General features: G+C 69.6%; 8 protein-coding genes. All 8 read left to right on the top strand.

The genetic code is table 11. The features are described from left to right. A partial coding sequence (locus tag KME78_RS48875) for an alpha/beta fold hydrolase (protein ID WP_219536842.1) occupies positions 1–1445 on the top strand: 1445 nt, incomplete at its 5' end. Between the two features lie 15 nt (positions 1446–1460). Further along, the gene (locus KME78_RS48870; protein WP_219536841.1) at positions 1461–2480 is read left to right on the top strand and encodes a MupA/Atu3671 family FMN-dependent luciferase-like monooxygenase; all 1020 of its coding nucleotides are present in this window, start codon (positions 1461–1463) and stop codon (positions 2478–2480) included. Between the two features lie 11 nt (positions 2481–2491). Further along, complete coding sequence (locus tag KME78_RS48865) at positions 2492–19336, top strand: non-ribosomal peptide synthase/polyketide synthase (RefSeq protein WP_219536840.1); 16845 nt, start codon at positions 2492–2494, stop codon at positions 19334–19336. A gap of 15 nt (positions 19337–19351) precedes the next feature. Continuing rightward, positions 19352–20350, top strand: a complete 999-nt coding sequence (gene gntD / locus KME78_RS48860; RefSeq protein ID WP_219536839.1) for a guanitoxin biosynthesis L-enduracididine beta-hydroxylase GntD — start codon at positions 19352–19354, stop codon at positions 20348–20350. Positions 20351–20401: 51 nt separating this feature from the next. Next, complete coding sequence (locus tag KME78_RS48855) at positions 20402–20989, top strand: flavin reductase family protein (protein ID WP_219536838.1); 588 nt, start codon at positions 20402–20404, stop codon at positions 20987–20989. A gap of 318 nt (positions 20990–21307) precedes the next feature. Then, a complete protein-coding gene (locus KME78_RS48850; RefSeq protein WP_219536837.1) occupies positions 21308–22108 on the top strand; it encodes a class I SAM-dependent methyltransferase in 801 nt (266 codons plus the stop codon). A 114-nt stretch (positions 22109–22222) separates the two neighbouring features. Next, on the top strand, positions 22223–24739 hold the full coding sequence (locus KME78_RS48845; RefSeq protein WP_219536836.1) for an AMP-binding protein: 2517 nt from the start codon (positions 22223–22225) through the stop codon (positions 24737–24739). Between the two features lie 34 nt (positions 24740–24773). Further along, a complete protein-coding gene (locus KME78_RS48840) occupies positions 24774–25838 on the top strand; it encodes a histidinol-phosphate transaminase (protein ID WP_219536835.1) in 1065 nt (354 codons plus the stop codon). Positions 25839–25902 lie beyond the last annotated feature (64 nt).

Genomic DNA, 25902 nt, shown 5'->3' with positions numbered 1-25902 from the left:
ACCACCAAATCAAACTCCGCGGCCACCGCATCGAACCCGCCGAAATCGAACACACCCTCACCACCCACCCCACCATCACCAACGCCCTCATCACCCTCCACCACGACCGGCTCATCGCCTACCTCGTACCAACTGACCAGGACGACGGCATCCCAGCCAGCACCGAACTACGCGACCACCTACGCGCCACCCTGCCCGACCACATGATCCCCACCACCTACATCGAACTACCGGCCTTCCCCCGCACCCCCAACGGCAAAATCGACCGCCGCGCCCTGCCCGCACCCGACACCACCCGCCCCGACCTCACCGACACCTACCAGGCACCCACCACCCCCACCCAGCAACTCCTCGCCACCATCTGGACCGACCTCCTCAACCTCGACCAAATAGGCACCACCGACAACTTCTTCGACCTCGGCGGACACTCACTCCTCGCCACCCAAGCCATCACCCGCATCCGCACCAGCGGATACGAAGTCAGCCTCGGCGACCTCTTCGACCACCCCACCATCGCCGAGCTCGCCCAGCTCATGGTGATGACCTCGGCCAGCGATGTGATGCCCGATCACCGATCCATGGTCAGGATCCGCTGGGGAAGCACCAGCCCCGCGGTCTTCAGCGTCCACTCCGTCACGGGAGCGGCCGGCGACTTCACCGGCCTGGCCGGGCACCTGGGGCCGGAACAGCAGTGGTTCGCCCTGCAGGCGCGCGGCCTGGACGGCACGGAGACGCCGGTCGAGAGCGTCGAGCGGATGGCCGAGATGTACCTCGACGAGGTGCTGGCCGTGCAGGACACGGGGCCCTATCTGTTCGCCGCCTGGTCGATGGGCGGCTATGTCGCCGTCGAGATGGCGCGGCAGGCGGAGGCCAGGGGGCTGGACGTCGGCGGGGTGTTCCTTGTTGGGCCGCCGCTGCACCGGGTTCGCCGGGGCATCGACAAGGCCAGGGACACCAGGCAGCTACGCGCGCTGATGCGGCGCCTGGACGAGGTGATCGCGGGCGAGCCGGGCACGCTGCTCGCCCAGGCCGACGAAGAGCTGCTGCTGGAGCTGTGGCCGGCCCAGGGGGATCTGCTCGCCGACCTGCGCGCGGGTGAGAAACAGGCGTTGCGCGTCGCGCGAGTCGTGGCCGCCAACTCGCTGGCCGTGCTCCACCACCGGGGCCGCCGGGGGCTCAAGCCGTACGGCGGGCGCGTGGTCCTGTTCGTGCCCCAGGACGACCCGGAGGAGCTGCAGGTCAGGCTGCTCGAGCAGTGGCGGTCAACGCTGCGCGAGGAGCCGGAGATCGTGTACGTCCCCGGCACGCACGAGGCCGTCATCCGCGACGAGGGCGCCGCGCGCGTGGGTGCCCGGCTGCGTGCGGAAGTCGCCCGCCATGAGGAAACCGACCAGGAAGCAGACCAGGAAACCGAGCAGGAACCCGAGCAGGAGACCGAGCGGTAAGGAGCGTCCGACGACATGAAGATCAGCCTGTCTTACTTCGCGGCGACCGAGCGAGAGAAAGCCGGTTCGGCCTACCAGGTGTTGCTCGACAGCGCCCGGCTCGCAGACGAAGCGGGGCTGGAGGCGGTGTGGCTGCCTGAGCGGCACTTCGCCGAGTTCGGCGCCCCCTACCCGAACCCGTCCGTGGTGGGCGCGGCGGTGGCCGCGATCACACGAAGGATCGGTGTCAGGGCGGGCAGCGTGGTGCTGCCGCTGCACCATCCCGCACGGGTGGCCGAGGAGTGGGCGGTCGTGGATCAGCTGTCCGGCGGGCGGGCGGGGATCTCGTTCGCCTCTGGGTGGCACGCTCAGGATTTCGTGCTGTCCCGCTTCGACATGAACGACCGCCGGCGCGTCATGGCGGAGGGCATCGACGCCGTACGCGCTCTGTGGCGGGGTGAGTGGCGGCCGTTCACCGACGCGTCGGGGCAGGAGTTCGAGGTACGGACGATGCCCCAGCCCGTACAGCCGGAGCTGCCCACCTGGATCACCACCGGCGGTTCGCCGGAGACGTTCGAGCTGGCCGGAACGCTGGGCGCGGGCGTACTCACCCACCTCCTCGGGCAGGCGCCGGGGGACCTGGCCCGCAACATCGCGAACTACCGCAAGACCTGGACGGGCCCAGGCCGCGGCCACATCACGCTGATGCTGCACACCCACATCCTCGACGGCTCCAAGGCGTCGGCCGAGCGTGCCCGCGTGGAGCTGGCCCGCTACCTGGGCGTGTCGATGGATCTCATCCAGGCCAACGCCGCCGACGCGCAGGGATCGGCGACGCTCCGGTCGATGAGCGAGGCCGACCGTGAGGCGGTCGTACGGCAGGGCGTTGCCAGGTTCGGCCAGCTGGGGCTGGTCTGCACCGCCCACGAACTCCCCGAGCGGCTGGCGACCGTGAGCTCGTGGGACGTGGACGAGGTCGCCTGCCTGATCGACTTCGGATTCGACCACGAGTCGATCATGCGGAGCCTCGACGACCTGCTCACCACCTTGGCTTAAGGAGTAACGCGATGACGTTGGACGCGAAGCAGGAGTTGCTGAGGCGCCGCCTGCGCGGGGAGTCCGTGGCGGTGCGCAGGCCCGTCGTACGGCCCGAGGGCCCCGTGCCGTTGTCGTCGGCGCAGCGGCGGATGTGGTTCCTGGACCAGTTGGAGCCCGGCTCGATCGAGTACGCCATGCCCATGCCGATGCGGATCAGGGGTCCGCTCGACAAGGCGGCGCTCGGCGCGGCGCTGGACGCGCTGCTGGCCAGGCATGAGGTGTTGCGGACCCGGCTGGTGTCCATCGATGGCGTGCCCCAGCAGGTGATCGACCCGCCGGGCCCGTTCGCGCTTTCGCGGGTGGACGTGTCGGGCCTGCCGGACCCGTATCGGGCGGCTGTGGAGACGGCGGCGTCGGACCTGGCCGTACCGTTCGACCTGGCGGCCGGGCCGCTGATCCGCGGCACGCTGATCAGTTTGGCGCCCGACGACCATGTGCTGGCGCTCAACCTGCACCACGTGGTGTGCGACGACTGGTCGATCGGGATTCTCAAGCACGAGCTCACCACTGTCTACAACGCCTTCCGGGTGGGCGGACCGTCGTCGTTGAAGCCGCTGACGTCGCAGTACGCCGACTATGCGTTCTGGCAGAAGTCATGGCTGGACAGCGAGCGGGCGGCCGCCGACCTGGCCTGGTGGCGGGACCGGCTGGCAGGGGCGCCGGAGCTGGAGTTGCCCGCGGACCGGGCCCGCCCGGGGGTGCGTTCGGTGTCCGGGGGCGAGGTGAAGTTCACCGTGCCGCCCGCGACGGTGGAGCGGCTGCGGGCGATCGCGCGGGCGGGCGACTCGACGTTGTTCATGACGCTGTTCAGCGCGTACGCGGTGCTGCTGAGCCGTTACTCGGGCCAGGAGGACGTGGTGGTCGGCACGCCGGTCGCCAACCGGGACCGTGCGGAGACGCAGGATCTCATCGGTCTGTTCCTGAACATGCTGGTGTTCCGTGCCGACCTGTCGGGCGACCCGGACTTCACCGAGTTGGTGTCCAGGGTGCGGGCGATGGCGCTGGCGGCGTACGACCACCAGAACGTGCCGTTCGAGAACATCGTCGACGCTCTGGTGCCCACGCGGGACCGGTCGCGCACGCCGCTGTTCCAGGTGTTGTTCAGCTACACCATGAGCGACGCGGCCGAGGTGAACCTTGATGAGGTGAGCATCGGCGACTTCGAGCTGGATGACACGACGGCCAAGTTCGACCTGACGCTGATGTTCATCGAGGGCGAAGAGAGCCTGGTCGGCCGGTTCGAGTACAGCACGGAGCTGTTCGAGCACGACACCGTCGAGCGGATGGCCGGGCACCTGATGACCGTGCTGGAGGCGGTGGCGGAGTCGCCGGGCCGGCCGCTGTCGCAGGTGTCCATGATCACCGCGGACGAACGCGGAAAGCTGCTGGGTGGCGCCAGTGGCGAGGTGATGCCGGTGCCTGCCGGTGGTGTGCACGAGCTGGTCGCCGGACGGCCGGACGCGGTCGCGGTCCGGTACGGCGACACCGCCCTGACCTACGCCGAACTCGACACCCGCGCCGCCCACCTGGCCGGGCACCTCCGCACTCTCGGCGTCCAGCGCGAAACGGTGGTCGGGCTGTGCCTGCCCCGCGGCCTGGACCTGCTCGTCTCCATGCTCGCGGTCTGGAAAGCCGGCGGCGCCTACCTGCCGCTCGACCCCGACTTCCCCGCCGAACGACTCACCTACATGCTCACCGACAGCCAAGCCCACGTGCTCGTCACCGACCACGCCACCGGCCTCCACGCCCCCAACACCCTCTACCTCGACGACCCCCTCCCCCACACCGAGCCCTGCACCACTGCCGCCCTACCCGGCCAAGCCGCGTACATGATCTACACCAGTGGCTCCACCGGCCGCCCCAAGGGCGTCGTCATCAGCCACACCAACCTCGCCAACTTCCTCACCTCCATGGCCAACGCCCCCGGCCTCGCCAACACCGACACCCTCCTGTCCGTCACCACCCCCGGCTTCGACATCGCCGGACTCGAACTCTTCCTCCCCCTCACCACCGGCGCCCAGGTCGTCATCGCCGACGCCACCACCACCCGCACCCCCGACGCCCTCGCCCGACTCATCGACACCAGCGGCGCCACCGTCATGCAGGCCACCCCCGCCACCTGGCAACTCCTCACCCACAACCACTGGCCCGGCAACCGACGGCTGCGCGCCCTCTCCGGCGGCGAAGCCCTCCCTCCGGACCTGGCCGACGCCCTGCACGAACGCACCGCCGAACTGTGGAACCTCTACGGCCCCACCGAAACCACCATCTGGTCCACCCGCCAACACCACACCCCGAACACCGACATCACCCTCGGCCAACCCATCGCCAACACCGACCTCCACCTCCTCGACACCCACCTCAGCCCAGTACCGATCGGCGTCCCCGGCGAACTCCATATCGGCGGCGCCGGCCTCGCCCGCGGCTACCACCACCGACCCGCCCTCACCGCCGAACGCTTCATCGCCGCCCCAGACGGAACACGCCTCTACCGCACCGGCGACCAAGTGCGCCGGCGCGCGGACGGCCAACTCGACTTCCTCGGCCGCACCGACCACCAGATCAAACTCCGCGGCCACCGCATCGAACCCGCCGAAATCCAGCACACCCTCACCACCCACCCCGCGATCACCACCGCCGTCGTCACCCTCCACGAGCAGCGCCTCATCGCCTACCTCGTGCCCACCGACCAGGCGCGGGGCATTCCGGCGACCGCCGAATTACGGGAGTTCCTGCGCGGAAGCCTGCCCGACTACATGATCCCCGGGGTGTTCGTCGAACTGGCCGACCTCCCACGTACGCCGAACGGCAAGCTCGACCGCGCCGCCCTCCCCGCGCCCGACAGTCACCCGGCCGACCTCTACCAGCCTCCGGTCACGCCTGCCGAGGAGGTCGTGGCGGGGGTGTGGGCGCAGGTGCTCGGGCTGGCGCGGGTGGGGGTGACGACCAACTTCTTCGAGCTGGGCGGGCACTCGCTGGCCGCGGTGCAGGTGGTGTCGCGGCTGCGGGAGGCGTTCCAGTGCGAGCTGGAGCTGGCGGCGCTGTTCGACCATCCGACGGTTCGCGAGCTGAGCGTGCTGGTGGACGCCGCCGCCTCAGGGGTGATGGCGCCGCCGATCCGGCGGGCGGACCGGGACGGCGAGCTGCCGCTGTCGTTCGCGCAGCAGCGGCTGTGGTTCCTCGACCAGTTGGAGCCTGGCTCGGCCGAGTACAACGTCCCGGTCAGTTACGTTCTGCGCGGCGAGCTGGATGTGGCGGCGTTGCGGGCCACGCTCGACGCGCTGGTCGAGCGGCACGAGGTGTTGCGTACGCGGCTCGTCGCCGTGGCCGGTGCGGCCCGGCAGGTGGTGGATCCGCCGGCCCGCTTCGAGCTGCGTGCCGCTGACCTGTCAGGCGAGGCCGATCCGCTGGATCGGGCGCAGAAGCTGTTCACGATCGAGGCGGGGATGCCCTTCGATCTGGCCGCGGGGCCGCTGCTGCGGGCCAGGTTGTTCCGCTTGGGGAACGGTCTGCATCTGCTCAGCCTGGTGACCCATCACATCGTGTCCGACGACTGGTCGGCCGACATCTTCCACCACGAGCTGACCACCCTGTACTCCGCCTTCCTGGAGGACGGGCCGTCGCCGCTGCCCCCGTTGCCGGTGCAGTACGCCGACTATGCGGTGTGGCAGCGTACGTGGCTCACCAACGACGTGCTGAAACGTCAGCTGGACTACTGGCGGGACCGGCTGGCCGGGGCGCCCGTCCTCGACCTGCCCACCGACAGGCCGCGGCCGGCGGTGCGGTCGTCGGCGGGTGACCAGCTGGAGCTGCGGGTGCCGAAGTCGGTGCTCGAAGGGGTGCGCGGGGTCGCGCAGGCCAGCGGGGTCACGACGTTCATGACGCTGCTGAGCGCGGTGATGGTGCTGCTGGGCCGGTACGCGGCCCAGGACGACGTGGTCGTCGGCACCCCCATCGCCAACCGGGGCAGGTCGGAGACCGAGGGGCTCATCGGGTTCTTCCTCAACACGCTCGTGCTGCGTGCCGACCTGTCGGACGACCCCACGTTCCGCGGGCTGCTGAGCCAGGTGCGTGACACGGCCCTGGCCGCGTACGCGCATCAGGACCTGCCGTTCGAGCAGCTGGTGGACGAGCTTCAGCCGGTGCGCGACCGCAGCAGGCACCCGTTGTTCCAGGTGATGGTCAGTCACGGCAAGTCCGGGGCCGAGACGGGGTTCGCCGGGCTGGAGTCGGAACGGCTGATCACGCCGATGACCACGTCCAGGTTCGACCTCACGCTGGCCTTCTCGGAGGGCGATGACGACCTGACCTGCTTCCTCAACTACAGCACCGCCCTGTTCGACCGCGCCACGGTGCGTCGCCTGAGCGGGCACCTGCTGGAGTTGCTGACCGCGATCGCCGCCGATCCCGGGCGGCACCTGTCGCGGCTGCCCATCCTCACGGGTGAGGAGACCCACCGGCTCGCCGCCTGGAACGACACCGTCACGCCCGTCGCCGAGACGCCCGCCGCCGAGCTGATCGCGGCGCGGGCCGCCGCCCGGCCCGACACGATCGCGGTGGTCGACGGCGACCGCTGCTTGACCTTCGGCGAGCTGGACCGGCGCGCGAACAGGCTGGCGCACCACCTTCGCGCCATCGGCGTGGGCGCCGAGAGCGTCGTCGGCCTGCGTCTGGAGCGCGGGATCGGCATGGTCGTGTCCATGCTGGCCGTGTGGAAGGCCGGGGCGGCCTATCTGCCGCTCGACCCGGAATATCCGGCCGATCGGCTGGCGTACATGATCGACGACAGCCGGGCGGACGTCCTCATCACGGACGACGACCTGGGCGAGCACGCGGCGAAGCTGCTGCGGCTGGACGATCCGCTGATCGAACGCTGCCCCGACACGGCGCCGGAGGTCACGGTGCTGCCCGGCCAGACCGCCTACCTGATCTACACCTCCGGCTCGACCGGGCGGCCCAAAGGGGTGCAGGTCACCCAGCACGGGCTGACGAACCTCGTCACCACCATGGGTCCCGTTCTGCGCGTCAGCGAGGACTCGACGGTGCTGCAGTTCGCCTCCATCAGCTTCGACGCGGCCGTGTGGGAGATCGCCATCGCGCTCGTGGCGGGCGCACGGGTGGTGGTCACGGACGCGGAGCAGCGCGCCGAGCCCGAGCGGCTGGCGCGGCTGATGCGCGAGCAGGGGGTCAGCGTGGCCACGCTGCCGCCGTCCCTGCTGGCCGGCGTCGATCCCGATGACGTGCCCAGGCTGTCGACCCTGGTCAGCGCGGGCGAGCGGCTCGACCCGGAGGTGGCGCTCGCCTGGTCCGCGCGGCACGGCCTGGTCAACGCGTACGGGCCGACCGAGACCACGGTGTGCGCCACCATCACGCCCTTCGGCGGGGACCCGGCCGCCATCGGCTCCGCCATCCCGAACACCCGGGTCCACGTGCTGGACAGGCAGCTCAACCCGCTGCCCGTCGGTGTCCCCGGCGAGCTGTACGTCGGTGGCGAGCAGCTCGCCCGCGGCTACCTGAGGCGGCCGGCGCTGACCGCCGAACGCTTCGTCGCCGCCCCCGGCGGAGCCCGTACGTATCGCACGGGCGACCTGGTGCGGTGGCGTCCGGATGGGCAACTGGACTTCCTCGGCCGCACCGATCACCAGGTCAAGGTCCGCGGGCATCGCATCGAGCCCGCCGAGATCGAGCAAGCCCTGGTCCGGCACCCGGGGGTGAACGCCGCGCTGGTGTGCCCGTACGGCGAGGCCGGGGAGCGGCGGCTGGCCGCGTACCTCATCCCCGCCGACCTGGCCGAAGGCATCCCCACCCCCGCTGACCTGCGGGCCCATCTGCGGCTCACGCTGCCCGGCTACATGGTGCCCGCGGCGTTCGTGGAGCTGGCGGCCTTCCCGCTGACGCCCAACGGCAAGCTCGACCGGGCCGCGCTGCCCGCGCCCGACGCCACCCGCCCGGAACTCGACTACCGGCAGCCCTCCGGGCCGGTCGAGGGGGAGCTGGCCGGGATCTGGGCCGAGCTGCTCGGCCTCGACCGGGTGGGGGTCGCGGACAACTTCTTCGACCTCGGCGGAGACTCGATCGTCAGCATCCAGGCGGTGGCGCGGGCGCGGGCTCGGGGATTGCACTTCACGCCGGCGCAGCTGTTCGAGCACCAGACCATCGCATCGCTCGCGCCGCTGGTGACGCACCGCTCGGCGGCCGACGCCGACGACGGGCCGGTGCTCGGCGAGTTCCCGCTGACGCCGATCCAGCAGTGGTTCTTCGCCCAGGAACTGCCGGAGCCGGCGCTGTTCAGCCAGTCGGTGGTGCTCGAATCGCCCACCCCGATCGACGAGGACGCGCTGCGGACCGCGGTGGACGCGCTGATGCGACACCACGACGCGCTGCGTACCCGTTATGTCCGGTACGACGGGGGCTGGGTGGGGCGCAACGACGCCGCGGAACCGAAGACGCCACTCCTGGTCGTGCCGGTCGGCGATGACGTCGAGGAGCGGGCGCGCCAGGCGCAGACAGGTCTCGATCTGGAGAACGGGCCGCTGGCGAGTTTCGTCCTGTTCGAGCGGGAGGAAGGCGGGCCGCTGCTGCTCGTCGTCGTCCACCACCTGGCCTTCGACGGCGTGTCGTGGCCGATCCTGCTGGAGGACCTCAATCTCGCGTACGGGCAGGCCGAGCGCGGGGAGCCGGTCCAGCTCGCCCCGAAGACGACCTCGTTCAAGCGGTGGGCCGAGCGGCTGGCCGAGCTCGCGCGGTCGCCCGAGGTACTGGCCGAGATCGACTACTGGCGTACGGTCATGGCCGCTCCCCGGGCACTGCCCCGCGACCTGGACGGCGTCAACGCCTCCGACTCGGCCGCCCGGACGGCTGTCACGCTGGGCGCCGGACGTACCGCGCAACTGCTGTACGAGGTGCCGCCGGTGTACCGGACGCAGGTCAACGACGTGCTGCTCACCGCCCTGGGCGACGCGCTGACCACCTGGACCGGCAAGGCGTCGGTGCTGGTGGACCTGGAAGGGCACGGCCGCGAGGACGTCGGCGCCGACATCGACCTCTCGCGCACGGTCGGCTGGTTCACCTCCCTGTACCCGGTGGCGCTGAGCAGGACGGACGATCCGGGGGCGGCGTTGCGGCGCACCAAGGAGCAGCTGCGGGCCGTGCCCCGGCGCGGCCTCGGTCACGGCCTGCTGCGTCACCTCGCCGGGCGGCTCGACGGCCCCGTGCCTGAGGTGAGCTTCAACTATTTCGGCCAGACCTCCGACGAGGCCGGTGGCCTGGGGCCGTTCCGTCCGAGCGGGGCCGCGCTGGGCACACCCCTGTCTCCAGGTGGCGAACGCTCCCACCTCATCGAGATCAACTCCTTCGTCGCGAACGGAGAGCTGACGTTCGTCTGGACGTACTCGGACCAGGTCCACGAGGAGGAGACGGTCGCCCGGCTGGCGCGGGACGTGCTGCGTGCCCTGGAGGAGCTGATCGACCACTGCCGGGCGCCGGGCGCCGGGGGACGCACCCCCTCCGACTTCCCGCTGGCGGGGCTGGACCAGGTGGCGCTCGACCGCGTGCAGGCCGCGGTCAAGACGCCCATCGAGGACCTCTACCCGCTGACCGCGCTGCAGCAGGGCATGCTGTTCCACACCCGGCTGGCGCCCTCGTCGGGCGTCTACTGGGTGCAGAACGGCATGCTGCTGGACGGTCCGCTGGACCGGCGGGCGCTCGAACGCGCCTGGGAGTTGACGTTCGAACGGCACGCCGTGCTGCGCGGGACGGTCGTCTGGGCGGACCTTCCGGTTCCGCTGTCGGTCGTGTCCCGGACGGTTCCGATTCCGATGGACTATCTGGACTGGTCGGCTCTGGACGCGGAGGCGCAGGACGCGGCCATGGACGCGTTCCTGGCCGCGGACCGCGGGCGTGGCGCGGACTTCGGGCAGCCGACGCTCGTCCGGATCACGCTGATCCGGCTGAACGAGCGGTCGCACCAGCTGCTGTGGTGCTATCACCACCTGCTGCTCGACGGGTGGAGTGTGCCCATCGTCGTGAGTGAGCTGCTGGATGCGTACGAGGCGTACCGGACGGGTGGTCAGCCGAACCTGCCCGCGTCGCCGCGGCCCTTCCGCGACCATGTGGCCTGGTGCGTGGCGCAGGATCTCGGCGAGGCCGAGACCTACTGGCGTGAACGCCTGCGCGGCCTCACCGCTCCCACGACCCTCCAGGTAGGCCGCGGCACCGGCCCCGAGGGCTGGAGCGAGCACGCCGAAGCCCTTTCCCTCCGTACGACGACCGCGCTCACCGAACTCGCCCGCCGGCACCGGCTCACCCTGAACACCCTGGTCCAGGGCACGTGGGCGCTGCTGCTCTCCGCCTACAGCGGCGAGGACGACGTGCTGTTCGGCACGACCACCTCCGGCCGCGGCGACCAGAACGACGGGGTCGAATCGATGGTCGGCCTGCTCATCAACACCATCCCGGCCCGGATCAAGGTGGACCACGGCGAACGGGTGATGCCGTGGCTCCGCCGCGTCCAGAAGGAGCAGTCCCAGGCCAGGAACTACGAGCACACCCCCCTCGTCCAGATCAAGTCCTGGAGCGAGCTGCCGGCGGAGCAGCCGTTGTTCGAGACGCTGTTCGTCTTCGAGAGCTATCCGGTCGACGGGCTGAACCAGGACGTCGCGGACCTGCGGCTGGGGGACAACTTCTCCCTGGAACAGGCCAACTACCCGCTCATCGCCGTGATCGCCCCGCAGGACGAGCTGAGCGTCCGGCTGGTCTACGACCGCTCCCGCTACGACGGGGACGCGATCGAGCGCCTGGGCGGCCACCTGATGGAACTGCTGACGGCCATCGCCGAGGACCCCGGCCGGCGCGTGGACGAACTGCCCCTCATCACCGGCGCCGACCGCGGCCGGCTCGCCGCGGTCAACGACACCGAGACGGCCGTCCCGGACGGCACGCTGCCCGTGCTGATCGCGGCTCGGGCCGCCGCCTGTCCTGACCGTCCCGCGCTCAGCGACGAGGCGCGGACCCTCTCGTACGCGCAGGTGGAGGCGCGCGCCAACCAGCAGGCCCACCACCTGCTCGCCATGGGGGTCGGGCGGGAGACGATCGTGGGCCTCTGCCTGCCGCGCGGCGTGGACATGATCGTCGCCATTCTGGCGGTGTGGAAGGCGGGTGCGGCGTATCTGCCGCTCGACCCCGACTACCCGGCCGACCGGCTGTCCTACATGCTCTCCGACAGCCACGCCGAGCTCCTCGTCACCGCTGGCGACCTGACCCGGCCGCTCGACGCCGGCGATCTCCCGGTCATCACGCTGGACGACCCCGTCCTCGACACCCGGCCCGCCACCACGCCCGAGGTCGCGATCCTGCCGGATCAGGCGGCCTACCTCATCTACACCTCCGGGTCCACCGATCGGCCGAAGGGGGTCGTGGTCAGTCATCGGAACCTGGCGGCCGTCGTACACGCCGAACGCGACGACATGGACGTCACGCCTGCCGACACCACGCTCCAACTGGCCTCCTTCAGTTTCGACGTGGCCGGGAGCGAAGTCTTCCCCGCGCTGGCCGGCGGCGCGCACATCGTCATCCCCGACGCCCTGACCCGCCGCTCGGCCCCCGACCTGCAGCGGCTGCTGCGGGATCGAGCCATCACCATCGGGCACATCCCGCCGACCGTTCTGCAGCACCTCGACCCGACCACGCTGCCCGCGCTCCGGGTCCTGGCCACGGGCGGGGAGCCGTGCCCGCCGGACGTGGCGCGGGCGTGGTCGGCGGGCCGTCGCTTCATCAACGCGTACGGGCCGACCGAGACGACCATCTGTGCCGTCAACGCCTCCGACCCCGACACGAGCACCGCGCTGCCGATCGGCACCCCGATCCCCAACGCCCGCGCGCACGTGTTGCATCGCCATCTCATTCCGGTCCCGGCGGGAGTGCCCGGTGAGCTGTACATCGGCGGCGCCGGCGTTGCCCGCGGCTATCACCGCCGCCCCGTCCTGACCGCCGAACGCTTCGTCGCCGGTCCTGACGGATCGCGGCTGTATCGCACCGGTGACCTGGTGCGGTGGCGGGGGGACGGGCAACTCGACTTCCTCGGCCGCACCGACCACCAGATCAAACTGCGCGGCCACCGCATCGAACCCGCCGAGATCGAACACGCGCTGACCAGCCATCCGGCCGTCGCCACCGCACACGTCATCGCCCACCAGCAGCGCCTCGTCGCCTACCTCATCCCCAGCGAAAAGCCGATCCCTCCGATCAACGAACTACGCGACCACCTGCGAACCAGCCTGCCCGACCACATGATCCCCGCCATCTTCATCGAACTCGCCGCCTTCCCCCTCACCCCCAACGGCAAGATCGACCGCGCGGCGCTCCCCACCCCCAGCACCGACCATTCCGACACATACCAGCCGCCCACCACCCTCACCGAGGAACTGCTGGCCGGAATCTGGTCCGATCTGCTGGGTGTGGAGCGGGTGGGGGTCACGGACGACTTCTTCGCCCTCGGCGGGCACTCCCTCCTGGCCACCCAGGTCGTGTCCCGTGTCCGGGCGCTGTTCGGGGCGGAGATCGGGCTGGCCGACGTATTCGACCGGCCCACGATCGCCGGACTGGCCGCCGTCGTCGTCAACTCCACCGTCGCCCAGGCGCCGCCGCCGATCGTGCCGGTGTCGCGTGCGCAGCGGCTGCCGTTGTCGTTCGCCCAGCAGCGGCTGTGGTTCCTGGCCCAGCTCGACCCTGCCTCGGTGGAGTACAACGTGCCCTCTCCGATTCCGCTGCCCGCGGCGTTGGACGTGGCCGCGTTGCGGGCTGCGCTGGCGACCCTCGTCGAGCGGCACGAGGTGCTCCGCACCCGGCTCGTCGCCGACGCTGACGGCGTGCCCTGGCAGATCATCGACCCTCCCTCCGGGTTCGACCTGCCCCTGGTGGACCTGACCGACCAGGCCGATCCCTCCCAAGCGGCCCGCGCCTGGGTGACCTCGGACACGGCCAAGCCGTTCGTCCTCGACACCGGTCCGCTGATCCGCGGCAGCCTCCTGCGCCTGGCCGGCGACGAACACCTCCTGACCTTGTGCATGCATCACATCGTCGCCGACGAATGGTCAGCCAAGATCTTCCACGACGAGCTGACGACACTGTACGAAGCGTTCCGAACCGGGCGGCCGAACCCGCTGCCTCCGCTGACGGTCCAGTACGCGGACTTCGCGGTGTGGCAGCGCGCCTGGCTCACCGGGTCGGTGCTGGACGAGCAGCTCGGCTACTGGCGCGGCCAACTGGCCAACCCACCCGTCCTCGATCTGCCCACCGACCGGCCGCGCCCAGCCGTGCGCTCCACCGACGGCGCCGCCATCACCTTCCAGCTCGACACCGAAGTCGCGCGGCGACTGCAGGAGATCTCCCGTCGCCACGGCGCCACCATGTTCATGACGTTGCTAACCGCCTACACGGTCCTGCTGCACACGTACACGGGCCAGGACGACCTGATCATCGGCACCCCGGTCGCCAACCGCAACCACGCCGAAACCGAACCGCTCATCGGCTTCTTCGTCAACACCCTCGCCCTGCGTGCGAACGTGGGCGGCGACCCGACATTCGCCGATCTACTGGCACACATCCGAGGCACGGCCCTGGCCGCCTACACCCACCAGGACCTGCCCTTCGAGCAGCTCATCGACGACCTGGCCGTGGACCGAGACCGCTCCAACACGCCACTGGTGCAGACCCTCTTCGACTACACCACCACCCTGGCGAGCCAAGCGCCCTTGGCATCCCCGGATGAACCGCTGCCGGTCAAGTTCGACCTCAGCCTGAGCATGGAACCCGCCACCGACGGCGCGCTTCTGGGCTCGATCCAATACAGCACCGCCCTGTTCGACCGGTCCACCATCGAGCGCCTGGCCGACCACTTCCAGCAGCTGCTCGCCGTCATCACCGATGCGCCGGACACCCGTCTGTCTTCCTTGCCCTCGCTGTCCTCCGCGGACGAGCGGTCCCTGACCACCTGGAACGACACGCGTGGGCCGGTGCCGGCCGTCGCCGGCATCCACGAACTCATCACCCCGCACGCCGGTACGTGTCCCGACACCATCGCCGTCGCCCTGGACGCGGCAACCCTTACCTACGGCCAGCTCGAGACCCGTGCCAACCAACTCGCCCACCACCTCCTCGCCCTGGGCTTGGAGCGCGAAGACGTCGTCGGCGTGTGCCTGCCCCGCGGCCTCGACCTCATCGTCGCCATGCTCGCCATCTGGAAAGCCGGCGCCGTCTACCTCCCCCTCGACCCCGACCACCCCGCCGACCGCCTCGGCTACATGCTGGACGACAGCGGAGCCGGCCTCCTCATCACCACCGAAGGCACCATCGCGGGTCTTCCCATCGTCTCCCCGCGTGATCCTGACGTGGCCTCCCAGCCCAGCACTCCACCCGAGGTGGCGACTCTCCCCGGTCAGGCCGCCTACCTCATCTACACCAGCGGCTCCACCGGACGCCCCAAAGGCGTCCTCATCCCCCACACCGGACTCATCAACCGCATCACCTGGATGCAGAACACCTACCAACTCACCACCCACGACCACGTCCTCCACAAAACCCCCACCACCTTCGACGTCTCCCTCTGGGAACTCACCTGGCCCCTCACCACCGGCGCCCGCATGATCCTCGCCACACCCGGCCGCCACGCCGACCCCCAGTACCTCGCCAGGCTGATCGACGACCAAGCGATCACGATCACCCACTTCGTCCCGTCGCTCTTCCACCACTTCACCCACCACGACTGGCCGAGCCTTCTGCCCACCCTTCGCCTCGTCATTTGCAGCGGCGAAGCGCTCAACGGCCACGACGTCGCCCACTTCCACACCCGCCATCCCACGGCCACCGTCGCCAACCTGTACGGCCCGACGGAAGCCTCCATCGACGTCACCGCCTACACCTGCCCCCGCCTCCCCACCACCACCAACCCACCCATCGGCAGCCCGATCACCAACTCCCGACTCCACGTGCTCGACCCCCACCTCAACCCGGTGCCGGTCGGCGTGCCCGGCGACCTCTACATCGCCGGCATCGGCCTGGCCCGCGGCTACCACCACCGACCAGCCCTCACCGCCGAACGCTTCATCGCCGCCCCAGGCGGTGAACGCCTCTACCGCACCGGCGACCAAGCCCGCTGGAGTCGCGATGGGACCATCCACTACCTCGGCCGGAACGACTACCAGCTCAAACTGCGCGGCAACCGCATCGAACCCGCCGAAATCGAACACACCCTGACCGAGCACCCGGCCATCACCGCCGCCCTGGTCGCCCTCCACGAGCAGCGCCTCATCGCCTATCTCGTGCCCGCGGACGCAGGCATCCCGGCAACCGGGGAACTGCGGCAATACCTGCTCCAGACCTTGCCGGACTACATGGTGCCGGCGGCTTTCATCGAACTCGCCGCTTTCCCTCTCACCCTCAACGGCAAGATCGACCGCACCGCCCTACCGGCGCCCGACGGCAGCCGACCCGAACTGGACGGCACTTACCAGCCACCCACCACCCCGACCGAAGAACTCCTCGCGACCATCTGGGCCGACCTCCTCGGCCTCGATCAGGTCGGCACCACGGACAATTTCTTCGACCTCGGCGGGCACTCACTCCTCGCCACCCAGGCGGTCTCCCGTACCCGTACCACCTTCGGCATCGAGATCAGCCTCGCCGAACTCTTCGACCACCCCACTGTGGGCGAGCTGGCCGCTGTCGTCGACGCCGGCGCCGGGGCGGATCAGGCTCCGCCGGCCATCGTGGCCGTCCCTCGCGACCAGCAGCTGCCGCTCTCCTTCGCCCAGCAGCGACTCTGGTTCCTGGACCAGCTCAACCCCGGCTCGGCCGAATACAACATCCCTTCCCCGATCACCTTGGCCGGGGAGCTTGATGTGAACGCCCTCCGAGTGGCTCTGGACACGCTGGTGGAGCGCCACGAGGTACTGCGCACACGGTTGGTCGCCGACGGCGAAGGCGTGCCCTGGCAGGTCATCGACCCACCCTCGGCGTTCGAGCTGCCGCTGGTGGATCTGACCGGCCAGCCCGATCAGGCTGCTCACAGGTGGCTGGCCGACGACTCGGCCATCCCGTTCGACCTCGCCAACGGCCCGCTGATCCGTGGCAGCCTGCTGCGGCTGGCCGACGACGAGCACATCCTCGCCCTGTGCATGCACCACATCGTCTCCGACGAGTGGTCGGCCGACATCCTCGGCCGCGAGCTCCAGGCCCTGTACGAGGCGTTCCGGTCCGGGCAGCCCGATCCGCTCACGCCCTTGCCGGTGCAGTACGCCGACTTCGCGGTGTGGCAGCGCGAATGGCTGGCCGGGCCGGTGCTGGAAGACCAGCTCGGCTACTGGCGCGCTCAGCTCGCCGACCCACCCGTACTCGATCTACCCACCGATCGGCCGCGCGCGGCCGTGCGTACCACCGACGGCGCCGCCGTCACCTTCCGCCTCGACACGGAGACCACGCGGCGACTGCAGGAGATCTCGCGCCAGAACGCCAGCACCATGTTCATGACCCTGCTGGCCGCCTACGCCACCCTGCTCGGCAAATACACCGGCCAAGGCGACCTGATCGTCGGCACCCCCGTCGCCAACCGCAACCACGGCGAAACCGAACAACTCATCGGCTTCTTCGTCAACACCCTGGCGCTGCGCACGGACCTGCGCGACGACCCGACATTTACCGACTTACTGGCCCAGACCCGAGCCACCGCACTGGCCGCCTACACCCACCAGGACGTGCCCTTCGAGCAGCTCATCGACGAACTCGCCGTCACCCGCGACAGGTCACAGACACCACTGGTCCAAACCCTGTTCAACTACACGACCACAGCCGGCGAAAGCTCCTCGTCCATCGACTCCTTGCCGGCGAAATTCGATCTCAGCCTGACCATGGGATCCACCGCCGACGGTGATCTCGTCGGGTCGATCCAGTACAGCACCGCGCTGTTCGACGAGGCCACCATCCGCCGCATGATCGGCCACCTCACCGAACTCCTCACCGCGATCACCACCGACCCCGACCGGCACCTGTCCGCCCTGCCCATCCTCACCCCGAACGAGCGTCAGCAACTCACCGTCGAGTGGACTACCGAACTCCCCCAGGTCACCGGCATCCACGAACTCATCACCGGCCAACCAGACGCGCCAGCCGTCATCTACGACGACACCACCCTCACCTACGGCCAGTTGGAGACCCGCGCCAACCAACTCGCCCACCACCTCCTCGGCCTCGGGCTGCAGCGCGAAGGCGTGGTCGGCCTCTGCCTACCCCGCAGCACCGACATGATCGTCGCCATCCTCGCCATCTGGAAAGCCGGCGGCATCTACCTACCGCTCGACCCCGACTACCCCACCGACCGGCTCACCTACATGCTCACCGACAGCGGAGCCGACCTCCTCATCAGCCACACCGCCGTTCCTGGCATCCCGACAGTCGATCTCGACGACCCTGCCATCGACGCCGCTCCCTCGCACAGCCCAGACACGGTCATCCACCCCGACCAGGCCGCCTACCTCATCTACACCTCAGGCTCCACCGGTCGTCCCAAAGCCGTCCAAGCCACCCACACCTCGGCGATCAACCTCGCCACCACCATGCGACCCCTCTTCGCCATCGACCACACCAGCAACGTCCTGCAATTCGCCTCCTTCAGCTTCGACGCCGCCATCCTCGACATCACCGTCACCCTCACCACCGGCGCCACCCTCATCATCGCCACCCCCCAACAACGAACCCACCCCGACCACCTCACCCAACTGATCAACCGCCACCACATCACCACAGCCAGCATCGTCCCCTCCCTGCTAGCCACCCTCAACCCCGACACCACCACGCTCAACACCCTCATCCTCGGCGCCGAACGCCTCACCGCCCAACTCGCCGACACCTGGGCACCCCACCTCACCCTGCACAACACCTACGGACCCACCGAAACCACCGTCATCACCACCACCACACCACCTCTCGCTGCGTCCGGCGGCATGCCGGCCATCGGCAGCCCCCTCCCCAACACCCACACCCACGTCCTCGACCAACACCTCAACCCAGTACCGATCGGCGTGGCAGGCGAACTCCACATCGGCGGCACAGGACTCGCCCGCGGCTACCACAGACGACCAGCCCTCACCGCCCAACACTTCATCGCCGCCCCAGAAGGCCAACGCCTCTACCGCACCGGCGACCAAGCACACTGGCGCGCGGACGGCCAACTCCACTTCCTCACCCGCACCGACCACCAGATCAAACTCCGCGGCTACCGCATCGAACCCGGAGAGATCGAGCATGCCCTGACCGAGCACCCGGCCATCACCACCGCCCTGGTCACCCTCCACGAACAGCACCTCATCGCCTACCTCGTGCCAGGCGAAGAACCGATCCCACCGGTCAACGAGCTACGCGACCACCTGCGGACCAGCCTGCCCGACCACATGATCCCCACCACCTACATCGAACTCGCCGCCTTCCCCCTCACCCCCAACGGCAAAATCGACCGCACCGCACTCCCCACCCCCGACGGCAGCCGACTCGCTACATACCAACCGCCCACCACCCCCACCGAAGAACTACTGGCCGCCATCTGGGCCGACCTCCTCCACCTCGACCAGATCGGCACCACCGACAACTTCTTCGAACTCGGCGGACACTCACTCCTCGCCACCCAAGCCATCACCCGCACCCGCACCACCTTCGGCATCGAGATCACCCTCGCCGAACTCTTCGACCACCCCACCATCAGCGAACTGGCCGAGCACATCAATCAATCCATCATCGGCCTTCAGGAATACGAGGAATTCGAGATCTAAGGAGATGGAACCCGCATGGACAAGTTAGTAATGGACGCCACGGAGAAGCATTCCGTGACCACGCTGCTGGACAAATTCGAAGCCGAATTCGACACCCTGGACTCCGACGAGGCGCTGCACCGGGCGGCCGTCCTCGCGCACGAACTGCCGTCCAGGATCCGGGCCGCGATGGACGCGTTCCGGCTCGAACGGGCCTCGAGTGTCCTCTGCATTTCGGGTTACGAGGTCGACCAGGAGCGGGTGGGGGCCACCCCGGGCCACTGGCGGGACAACCGCCACCCGTCCACGCATCGGGAGGACATCATGCTCGTCCTGCTGAGCTCGCTCATCGGCGACCCGTTCGCCTGGGCGACGCAGCAGGACGGGCGGCTGATCCACGACATCATCCCGATTCGCGGGCACGAGCAGGAGCAGCTCGGTTCGAGCAGCGACGCGCTGCTGACCTGGCACACCGAGGACGCGTTCCACCCGCTGCGCGGCGACTATTTGTCGTTCGCCTGCATCAGGAACCCCTATGCGGCGGCCACCACGGTCGGCTACGTCGACGCGTTGACGTTGCCGGACGGTGTGAAGGCCGTGCTGTTCGAGGAGCGTTTCGGCATCCTGCCCGACGAGTCGCACCTGCCGAAGAACAACTCCCAGCCCAGCACCGACACCTTCGAGGGTGTGGCGGAAATGCAGCACAACCCGGCGCTGGTGCCGGTTCTTTTCGGGGACCCGGACGAGCCCTACATCCGGGCCGACCCGTACTTCATGCGTGTGGCGGAGGACGACATCGAGGCGCGGAACGCGCTGGACCACCTCGTCAAGCAGATGGACGAGAACATGTTCGATCTCATGCTGGAGAGCGGCGACTTCTGCTTCCTGGACAACTTCAGGGTGGTCCACGGGCGCAAGCCGTTCAAGGCGCGTCATGACGGTACCGACCGTTGGCTGAGACGGATCAACGTCACCCGCGACCTGCGCAAGTCGCGGGCGCAGCGGCAGAGCAGGCAGGACCGGGCCATCCGCTGACCCGGTCAGGGCGCGGCGTGGGTCGCGGAACCGGGAACCGCCTTTCCGGTGGTGGGTGCCGTTCTCAGCGCCGCACCGGCAACGGGCGCCGGCAGTTTCGAGGAAAGGTGTTCGGACATGGACTTCGTCGACCGTTTCCGGCTCGGCATGCAGAGACTCGCCAGCGGAGTGAGCGTCGTGACATCGTGCTCGCCGCAGGGCCGGCGCTACGGCATGACGGCCACCGCGATGTTCTCGCTGAGTCTGGAGCCTCCCTGCCTGGTGGTCGGCGTGAACAAGAAGACGCGACTGGGTGGCATGCTGCACGAGGCACGGGGTTTCTCGGTCAGCATCCTCAGCGAGGAGCACCAAGACGTCGCCGAGGCGTTCGCCGGGAGAATTCCCGGCGTCGCCGGCGCCGATCGTTTCATATACGGGAAATGGCGGGAGGACGCCTCCGGCCTGCCGATACTGGATGACGCGCCGGCGGTTTTCGTCTGCGAGATCGCCAACATTCTGGAGCACTCCACGCACTACCTGCTCATCGGCTCGGTCAGTGACGTCTATGTGACCGACGGCGAGATCGACCCGCTGGTCTACTTCTCCCAGGAATTCACCGGCGTGGTCAACGCGCTGCCTGCCCCGCTGCCATTGACGTGAGACGACGATACTGCCTTGTCTGACGACACTGGGAAAACTTTGTCGTCAAGCCGCTACTAGTGCCACGCCAGCGCTCCTCCAATGAGAGTACGAGTTTCTCCCAGAATTTTAGTAATTACTTGCCCGCGAGCGTGGCCCGTGATTTTATCGATCGCACAGCAGGCAATTTCATAGGGTATCCACAAATATCAATTGCTCGCGTATTGCACTGCTGTAAGCCAATACTTCGCCAGGTGCGCGGACAGAGCGTGCTCGTGGAGAAGCGGCGCCCCGGCGCCTTCCCCCGTTCTCGACTACCGGAGAAAGAGGAACGAACCCGTGAGCCAACAGACCAAGTCTGCCTGGTGGACGCCAGAGAGCGCATTCTTCGGCCCGCTGTACCTGGAGGCCGACGACTCCTACCGAACGTTCTTCGCCGGCGATGCCGAAATCGAGGACCGCACCGCCAAGGAGGTCAGCGGAATCGAGCGGCTGTGCTCGCTGACCCCGGGGGAGCGCGTGGTCGACTGCCCCTGCGGTTACGGACGGCACTCGATCGAGCTCGCGCGGCGCGGCTACGACGTCACCGGCGTAGACATCAATCCGTACTTCCTGAAGCTGGCGAAGGAACGCGCCACCGAGGTCGGGGCGACGGTGGACTTCCGCTCGGCCGACATGCGCAAGCTGCCCGAGATGAAGCCCACGAACGCCATCATCAACATGTTCTACTCGTTCGGCTTCTTCGACACCGTGGAAGATGACCTGCACGTGTTGAGCGGGTTCCACAAGCAGCTGGCCGACGACGGCAAGCTGCTCATCCACACCATGATCACGGTGCCGGCCTTCGAGACGGGCCGCATCCCCGCGATGGAGACGCGTCACCTGCGTTCGGGGCGGCGGCTGCGCTCGCTGCGGATGTTCGACCCCGCGAGCCGACGCGAGGTCGGACGCTGGTCGATCTTCCACCCGAACGGCGAGGAGGACCCGCTCCCCGTCTACTCCGTGCGCATCTACCTTCCCGACGAGCTGGAAGAGCTCTGCCTGAAGGCGGGCTTCTCCTCCGTCCGGTTCTACGGCGACTGGGACGGCACGCCCTACATGGACGAATCGCCGTACCTGATCCTCGTGGCAGATGCCTGAGAGACACCAGTGCGATCCGCGGGCAACGGGACCTTTGACTCGCCGGCCGTCACGGCCCGGAGGACCAGAGGTCCCGTTTCCTGTTCCTGCGGCGCTTCCGTTAGGAGAGTTGCGATGACAGCGGGGCAGACCATGCGGTGCGGGCAGACGGATACGCGGTTCGCGCGGCCGTCGGTGCGGGACAGTCTGCAGATCGTGCTACGTCTGCGGGGGCACGTCGACCTGGACGCCCTGGGCGCCACACTGACGACGTTCCTCGAACGCCACGGGATTCCTCCCGAGCCCGGCCCTCCCTTCGCGGCCCTCGATCTGAGCGGGGAGCCCCACGGATCCAGGCAGGCGGACGCGATGGTCTCGATGATCGTGGCCGAGGAGTCGCTCACCGAACTCACGTCGGCGTTCAGGTGCTGGCTGGTCAGCCTGGCCCCTGACGATCACGTGCTGAGCCTGCTGCTGCGGCGTGGGTACGCCGGCCACGACAGGGCGGAGGCGCTGTTCCAGGAGCTGCCGGACATCTACGCGGCCGTACGCGCGGGGCGGCCCGTGCCCCCGGGCGCGCCGCTCTCCGACGCGCCGTCCCAGCCGGTCGCACGGGTGAACCGCGAGATCGCCCTCTCCCCCGAGACCGCGCGGGCACTGCGGGCAGTGAGCGGGCACCTGGGGGCTGACCTCGCGACCCTGGTACGGGCGGCATTCGCGGCGGTGCTGGGCCGGATGACCGGCCGGGACCGCATCGTGGTGACCACGCCGGGTCCGGGACGGCCGATCACGGTGGACGTGGCCGGTGATCCCCGTTTCCCCGGACTGCTCGACGGCGGGGAGAGCGAAGAGGCCGGGGAATCGGCGTACCGGGTGATGTTCGAGAGCTTGATCGACGAGGAGCACCGCTATGGCGGCGGCCGATGGGACGACGAGCTGCACGCCGCCGTCGCCTACGCGGACACCGCGCCGGCCAGTGTGGACGCCGCGCTCGTGCTCTACGGCAGCGGCGACCGGCTGCGCGGCATGCTGCACGGGCACCTGCGCGGAGACGTGGAGAGATTTCCGGCGGCGTGGATCGACCGGGTGGCACGCGCCCTGGTGGCCCTGCTCGACGCGGTCGCCGACAACGCGGACCGGACGCTCACCCAGCTGCTCGACGCCCCTGAGGCGCCGACCCCGGCTGACGGAACGGCCGTACACGAGCTGGTGGCGGCGTGGGCCGAGGCGGACCCGCGGGCGGTCGCGGTGCTGTACGAGAACACGTCGCTGACTTACGGCGAGCTCGACCGGTGTGCCAACCGGCTCGCCCACCGGCTGCGGGAGTCGGGGGTCCGGCGGGAGACAGTCGTCGGGGTGCGGGTGGAGCCCGGTCCGGACCTCGTGATCGCCTTGCTGGCGATCTGGAAGGCGGGAGGCTGCTGCCTGCCGCTGTCCGGCGGCGAGAGCGGGGCCGGAATCCCGGTGACCGTGGGTGTCGACGTGTGCCTGGACGATCCGGCGGTCCTGGCCGCCCCGGCGACGCCGCCCGCCGTGCCGACGGAGGCGGGGCTGCTCGCGGCGGTGCTGCCCGGGGCTGGGGGCGCGCCGGTTCTGGTGACGCATGAGGCTCTGGTGAGCCGGTTCACGGAGCTGCGGGAGGCCGGTGGCCTCGAGCCCGGGGAGCGGGTGCTGCACAAGGCGCCGCCGACGGCCGACGAGTGGGTGTGGGAGCTGGTGTGGCCGCTCACGGCGGGGGCCTGCGTGGTGATCGCCAAGCCCGGTCGATCCGCCGACCTCGACCACCTCACCGACCTGGTCGAGACACAGCAGGTGAACGTCCTGCACTTCTCGCCGTCGGAGTTCCACGAGTTCGTCCATTGGGACTGGCTCAGCCCGTTGCCGAGCCTGCGCCTGGTGGTGTGCGGCGACGACGGGCCGCGACCTGATGACGTGGCCCGCCTGCAGGCCAGGCACGCCACGGTCTCGGTCGTCGGCGGTGTGCCGTACCCCGGCGCCCGGGCGCATGTCCTCGGCCCCTCCTTGCGGCCCGTCCCGGCGGGAGCGGTGGGAGAGCTGTACGTGGGCGGCGCGGGGCTGGCCCGCGGCTACCGGCACGCGCCGGGCCTGACCGCCGAGCGGTTCGTCGCCGATCCTTTCGCGGCCGACGGATCCCGGCTCTACCGGACCGGACGCCGGGCCCGATGGCGCGCCGACGGCATCCTCGAACCCGCCGCCATGGGCCCTGAGCAGACACGGCGCGCACCGGGCGCGTCCGTCGAGAGTACGCTCGCCGCCGTCCTGGCCGAGGTGCTCGGCGTGACCGAGGTCGGCACCGATGACGACTTCTTCGAGCTCGGCGGTGATTCGATCACCAGTGTCCAGGTGGTGTCGCGGGCCAGGCAGGCGGGTCTGGAGCTGACCTCCGCCGAGATCTTCGACCACCCGACCCTCGGCGAACTGGCCGCGCTGGCGCGTCCGTACGCGAACACCGAACTCCCGCTCACCGCCACGCAGCAGCCGGCGCTGCGGACCGGCGAGAGCGTGACAACGCTCGACGCGTTGATCGACCACTGCGGCGCCGCCGGGCGCACGCCCGCCGACTTCCCCCTGGCCGGCCTCGACCAGGCCGCCCTCGATCTCATCCAGAAACGTCACGGCTCGCTGTCATGAGCCCGGTCATCCATCCTCACGCAAGGGAGATTCCATGCCGCACCTGCCGCGCGTCCCGGACAGCAAACCCGCCTACACGCTGGGAAAGGGGACGGCCTCGCCGCTCGGGCGCACGCACCAGCTGTCGTCCAACGAGTCCCCGTACGGGCCGCTGCCCTCAGTGACGGAGGCCATCCAGGCCGCCGGCCTGGAAGCCAACCGCTATCCCGAACCGGGGTGCGTTCGGCTCACCGAGGCGCTCTCCCGACGACACGGCGTGCCGTACGATCACGTCGCCCTCGGCCCCGGCTCGGCGACCGTCACCCAGCAGCTGTTGAACGCGATCTGCGAGCCCGGCGACGAGGTGATCTACCCCTGGCGGTCGTTCGACGCCTACCCGATGCTGGCCGACGTGGCCAGGGCCGTCTCGGTGCGGGTGCCGCTGATGGGAGACGACCACGACCTGGACGGGATGCTCACGGCGATCACCCCGTCGACCCGCCTGGTCATCGTCTGCAACCCCAACAACCCGACCGGCACCGTGACCCGTCGGGCCGAGCTGACGGCCTTCCTGGACGACGTGCCCGAGAACGTGCTCGTCGTGCTGGACGAGGCCTACCGGGAGTACGCGCAGGGCGCCGACTTCCCCGACGGGGTGGAGCTCTACCGGGACCGGCCGAACGTGGCCGTGCTGCGTACCTTCTCCAAGGCGTACGGACTGGCCGGGCTGCGCGTCGGTTATCTGATCGGGCATCCCGAGGTGGCCTCCGCGGTGTGCGGGACCATGGTGCCGTACGCGGTCAGCGCGATCGCGCAGGCCGGCGCCCTGGCCTCGCTGGCCGCCGAGGACGAGCTGATGGCCCGGGTGGACGAGGTGGTCAAGGAGCGTACCCGGGTGCGGGAGACGCTGATCTCCTGGGGGTGGGCGGTGCCGGACGCCGAGGCCAACTTCCTGTGGCTGCGGCTCGGGGAGCGATCCCGCGCGTTCGGCGAGCTGTGCGCGCGGGCGGAGGTGGCGGTCCGGGCCTTCGACGGGGAGGGCGTGCGGGTCACGATCGGCGAGCCCGCGGCCAATGACGCCTTCCTCACCGTGGCCGCCACCGTAGACACCTGGTCCTGAACGTACTGAAGCGGAAAGGCCCCGCCGACGATCGGGGGCTTGGTCGTCGGCGGGGCGGTCTTTC

Source organism: Nonomuraea guangzhouensis (assembly GCF_019396345.1).
GTDB classification, from domain to species: Bacteria; Actinomycetota; Actinomycetes; order Streptosporangiales; family Streptosporangiaceae; genus Nonomuraea; species Nonomuraea guangzhouensis.
The sequence above is the reverse complement of the archived record's forward strand: the minus strand, read 5'-3'. Positions and strand labels throughout refer to the sequence as shown.

Bases quoted from the DNA above. Each gene is read 5' to 3' on its own strand.
- KME78_RS48870 (WP_219536841.1), top strand. From the start codon at position 1,461: ATGAAGATCAGCCTGTCTTACTTCGCGGCGACCGAGCGAGAGAAAGCC.
- KME78_RS48865 (WP_219536840.1), top strand. From the start codon at position 2,492: ATGACGTTGGACGCGAAGCAGGAGTTGCTGAGGCGCCGCCTGCGCGGG.
- gntD (WP_219536839.1), top strand. From the start codon at position 19,352: ATGGACAAGTTAGTAATGGACGCCACGGAGAAGCATTCCGTGACCACG.
- KME78_RS48845 (WP_219536836.1), top strand. From the start codon at position 22,223: ATGACAGCGGGGCAGACCATGCGGTGCGGGCAGACGGATACGCGGTTC.
- KME78_RS48840 (WP_219536835.1), top strand. From the start codon at position 24,774: ATGCCGCACCTGCCGCGCGTCCCGGACAGCAAACCCGCCTACACGCTG.